Source organism: Cellulomonas sp. P4_B5_2 (assembly GCF_056402235.1).
On record NZ_JBFUHU010000313.1, the window covers coordinates 1 to 4,442 of the forward strand.

Sequence of the window (4,442 nt, forward strand, 5' to 3'; positions counted from 1 at the left end):
CCGCATCGCCTGGGCGTTGTCGATCCACACGTTCGCGAACGGCAGGTCCGGGCGTGGTCCGCCGACGACGACGGTGGGGATGCCGAGCTCCTTGAGGACGTCGAGCCGGGCGTCCTCGAGCGCCACGTTGACCACCACGACGCCGTCGACGAGCTTGCCCTCGCCCCAGCGACGGTAGGTGCGGATCTCGGCGTCGTGGTCGGGCACGACGTGCAGGAGCAGCGACCGTCCCTCGACCGCGAGGGACTCCTCGATGCCGCCGATGAGCTCCATGAAGAACGGCTCGAAGCCGAGCATCCGGGCGGGCCGAGCCAGGACCAGGCCCACCGCGTCGAGACCATTCGCCATGGTCGCGAGCGTACCTGCGGTGGGCGTCCGGTCAGGCCCGCGACTGGGTGAGGTCACGCGCACCGAGCCGTCGCACCACCACGTCGTTCGCCGACCGGAGCACCGGCGCCCGCGTGAGCTCGGCGGGGTCGAACGCGCCGCGGGTGCGCACGTGGAACGACGCGGTGGTCCCCGCGGGGATGTCGACGAGGGCGGTGTCGACGATCGCGTCGGGGTCGACGCGGTCGACGAGCAGCGTGACGTCCCGCGCGAACGAGCTCGCCGTGACGTCCACGCGGAAGCCGTCCTGCACCGGCGTCGCCGACGCGCGCAGCGGGGCCGGGTCCAGGTCGAGGTCGACGTCCTCGACCCAGGTGTGGACCGCCTGCAGCGTGCCGAGCCGCACGACGAGCACCTCCTGCGCCGCGTCGTCGGGCTTCGCGACCGTGGTCGGCAGAGCGAAGTGCCCGACGGACCACGCCCCGACGGCCAGCGCGAGGTTCTCCTCCGCCAGCACCGTGCCGTCGAGCCGCTGGCGGGAGAGCCGGACGGTGCCCTGCCAGATGGCGGGGGTCTCGTTGACGACCGCCAGGACCTCACGGCCGTCGCGGGGCTGCACGGTGAGCAGGCGCGTGGCGTACGCGGTGCGCAGGGCGTACCAGAGGGGCTTGCGGCGCTCGTCGCCGTCGATCGCCGACCACGAGGTCACGGGCCAGCAGTCGTTGAGCTGCCAGACGATCGCGCCCGCCGTGCGGGGCCACCAGGAGCGGTAGTGCTCGATGGCGAACTGGACGGCGCGCGCCTGGTTGAGCTGGGCGGCCCAGTGCCAGTCGGCGAAGTCGTCGGGCACGCCCAGGTGGGGCTCCATGCCGCGGTCGAGCTTGCCGTTGCCGTCCTCGGCCTTCTGGTGCAGCAGGAACGCGGGGTCGTCCTTGGTGAGCGGGCCGCCGTCGACCGCGTGCACCGCACGGGTGAGCGTGGCCCAGGCGGGCGGTCCCTGGAACCCGAACTCCGAGCAGAAGCGCGGGACCTCGTCGCCGTAGACGCGGTAGTCGACGCGGTTCCACACCTCCCACTGGTGGTGGGTGCCGTGGTCGGGGTCGTTGGGGTGCACGTCCGTCAGGGCGTGGCCGGGGGAGTAGGGGCTGCCGTCCGCGTACGGCCGCGTCGGGTCCAGCTCGGCGACGATCCCCTTGAGCAGCTCGGTGGCGTACCGGAAGCCCCAGGTGCGGCCCTGCAGCTCCTCCTGCCAGCCCCAGTCGAGGAAGCCCCACAGGTTCTCGTTGCCCCCGTTCCAGAGCACCWGGGACGGGTGCGGGGTGAGGCGGGCGACGTGCTCGCGGGCCTCGGCCTCGAGCTCGTCCCAGAGCGGCTGCTCCTCCGGGTAGGCGGCGCACGCGAGCAGGAAGTCCTGCCACACCAGCAGGCCGCGCTCGTCGCAGAGCTCGTAGAAGTCCTCGGACTCGTAGATCCCTCCGCCCCAGATGCGCAGCAGATTGAGGTTGGCGTCCACCGCCTGGTCGAGCCGGTGCGCGAGGCGCTCGCGGGTGATCCGGGTGAGCAGGTGGTCGTCGGGGATCCAGTTGGCGCCCTTGACGAAGATCGGGCGTCCGTTGATCCGGAACGTGAAGGCGGTGCCGTCCTCGTCGGTGCTGGTGTCGAGCTCGACCGTGCGGAAGCCGATCCGCCGGGTCCACGTGTCCAGCGGCTCCTCGGAGTCGGGCTCCGCGAGCGCGACGACGAGCTCCGCCAAGGGCTGCGCTCCGTGGCCGACGGGCCACCACAGCGGCGCGTGCGGCACCTCGAGGGTGACGACGGCGGTGTCCTGGGTGCCGGGCACGGTCACCGTGAGGTCGGCGCCGGCCACGTGCGCGCGCACCGTGACGGGTCGGTCGCTGCCGGGCAGGCCGGAGCGCTCCACGTCGACGTGCACCTCGACGTGGCCCGTACCCGCGGCGTCGACCGTGACGAGCGGGCGGACGGCGGCCAGGCGCGCCACCGTCCAGCGCTCGACGCGGACCGGTCGCCACAGCCCGGCGGTCTGCAGGTCCGGCCCCCAGTCCCAGCCGAACGAGCACGCCATCTTGCGGACCATGTTGAACGGCTGCTGGTACGCCAGCGGGCGCGGGCCGAGGCGTGCGGCCTCGGCCTCCGCGTGCACGAGCGCCGAGCTCAGGAGCACGCGCAGGCGCTGCGTGGTGGGGCGCACGAGGCTGCGCACGTCGAACCGGTAGGAGCGGTGCTGGTTGGCCGTGCGACCGATCTCGTGGTCGTCGAAGGTCAGCGTGGCGACCGTGTCGATGCCGTCGAACACCAGGTCGACGCGCTCGTCGTCGGCTGCGGGCGCGAGGTCGAGGTCGCGCTCGTACACCCAGTCGGCGCGGCGCATCCAGGCGAGGTCCTCCTCGTGGCGGTCGAGGTACGGGTCGGGGATCAGACCCGCCTCGAGCAACGCCGTGTGGCTGGTGCCGGGGACGCGCGCACGCACGCGGCGTCCGACGAGCTCCGCCGGGACGGGGCCGGCGACGGCGGTCAGCGTCCAGCCGTCGTACAGGTCCTGGGTGTGCATGGTCGAGCTCCTGGGGTCCGGGGGTCCGGCGCGTGTCCGCCGCATCCTCGCGACGCACGTCGTCGGCACCCTCAGGAGGGGCCGATCGTCTGGCAAGTACCCTGGAGTCATTCTTAGACAACTGAATAAAGTAAGTCAATGACGCGCGCACGTAGCGTGGAGCCGCACGCTCGCACCGACCTGGAGACACGCCCGTGACCGACGCCCTCACGCCCCCCGACCTGCTCCACCTGCGCGCCTCCGGAGTGAGCGTGGTGGTGGACCTCACCGGCGGCACGCTGCCGCGGATCCTGCACTGGGGGAGCGACCTCGGCGACCTCGACGAGGCAGCCCTCGACGCGGCGCGCAGCGCCTGGCGGCCCGTGGCGCACGGGTTCCCGGTCGACGGCGAGGTGGAGATCGCGGTGCTCCCGCAGGAGTCCGCCGGCTTCCTCGGGACGCCGGGTCTCGTCGGGAGCCGGGCGGGGCAGGACTTCTCGACGCAGTTCGCCGTCCGCACGCACGAGGTGGCGACGACCGACGACGGGACGCAGCGACTCACCGTGGACGCGGCCGACGCCGCCGCCCGCCTGGCGCTCACGCTGGTGCTCGAGCTGACCGCGCAGGGTCTGGTCCGGCAGCACGCGGTGCTGACCAACGAGGCGGACGACGTCTACGGGCTCGACGGGCTCCTCCTCACGCTCCCCGTGCCGGCCACCGCGACCGAGCTGCTCGACTTCTCCGGTCGGTGGGCACGCGAGCGCAGCCCCCAGCGCACCGCCTTCACGCACGGGACGCGGCTGCGCGAGAACCGCCGCGGGCGCACCGGGTACGACTCCGCGTTCGTGCTCGTCGCCGGCACCCCCGGATTCGCGAACCGGACCGGCGAGGTCTGGGGCCTGCACACGGCGTGGTCCGGCAACCACCGGTCGCTCGCCGAGCGCAGCCACTACCACTGTGGCCTGCTCGGCGGCGGCGAGCTGCTCGGGTCCGGCGAGATCCGGCTGGCCCGTGGGGAGTCGTACACCAGCCCGTGGGTGTACGGGTCGTGGGGGGTGGGACTCGACGCGCTCGCCGGGCGGTTCCACGCCTGGATGCGGGCGCGTCCGCAACACCCGGCCACGCCCCGGCCCGTCACGCTCAACACGTGGGAGGCCGTCTACTTCCAGCACGACCTCGGCCGGCTGACCGCGCTCGCGGACGCCGCGGCCGCGGTCGGTGCCGAGCGCTTCGTGCTCGACGACGGCTGGTTCGGTGACCGTCGCGACGACACCCGCGCTCTGGGGGACTGGTACGTGTCCGCCGACGTGTGGCCCGACGGGCTGCACCCCCTGGTCCAGCACGTGACCGGGCTCGGGCTGCAGTTCGGCCTGTGGGTGGAGCCGGAGATGGTCAACCCCGACTCGGACCTGGCCCGCGCGCACCCCGACTGGATCCTGCGCGTGCCGTCCCGGCTGCCCCGGGAGGCGCGGCACCAGCAGGTGCTCGACCTGGCCGTCCCCGAGGCCTACGCGTACCTCCTCGAGCGCCTGGACGCGCTGCTCACCGAGTACCCCATCGGCTACCT

Annotated in this window: 3 protein-coding genes; 1 reads left to right on the forward strand and 2 read right to left on the reverse strand. The window is 73.2% G+C overall.

Going from position 1 to position 4,442, the window contains the following annotated elements:
* Together AC1DUQ_RS18245 and AC1DUQ_RS18250 are read right to left on the reverse strand one after the other, a co-directional pair.
* Positions 1–348, reverse strand: a 348-nt coding sequence (locus AC1DUQ_RS18245; protein WP_477074290.1) for a type 1 periplasmic-binding domain-containing protein, incomplete at its 3' end; no start/stop codon positions are given.
* A 31-nt stretch (positions 349–379) separates the two neighbouring features.
* On the reverse strand, positions 380–2,896 hold the full coding sequence (locus tag AC1DUQ_RS18250; RefSeq protein WP_477074291.1) for a glycoside hydrolase family 2 protein: 2,517 nt from the start codon (positions 2,894–2,896) through the stop codon (positions 380–382).
* 194 nt (positions 2,897–3,090) lie between these two features.
* On the opposite strand from AC1DUQ_RS18250, the gene AC1DUQ_RS18255 reads away from it, so the two are divergent.
* On the forward strand, positions 3,091–4,442 hold a 1,352-nt coding region (locus tag AC1DUQ_RS18255; RefSeq protein WP_477074292.1), incomplete at its 3' end, for an alpha-galactosidase.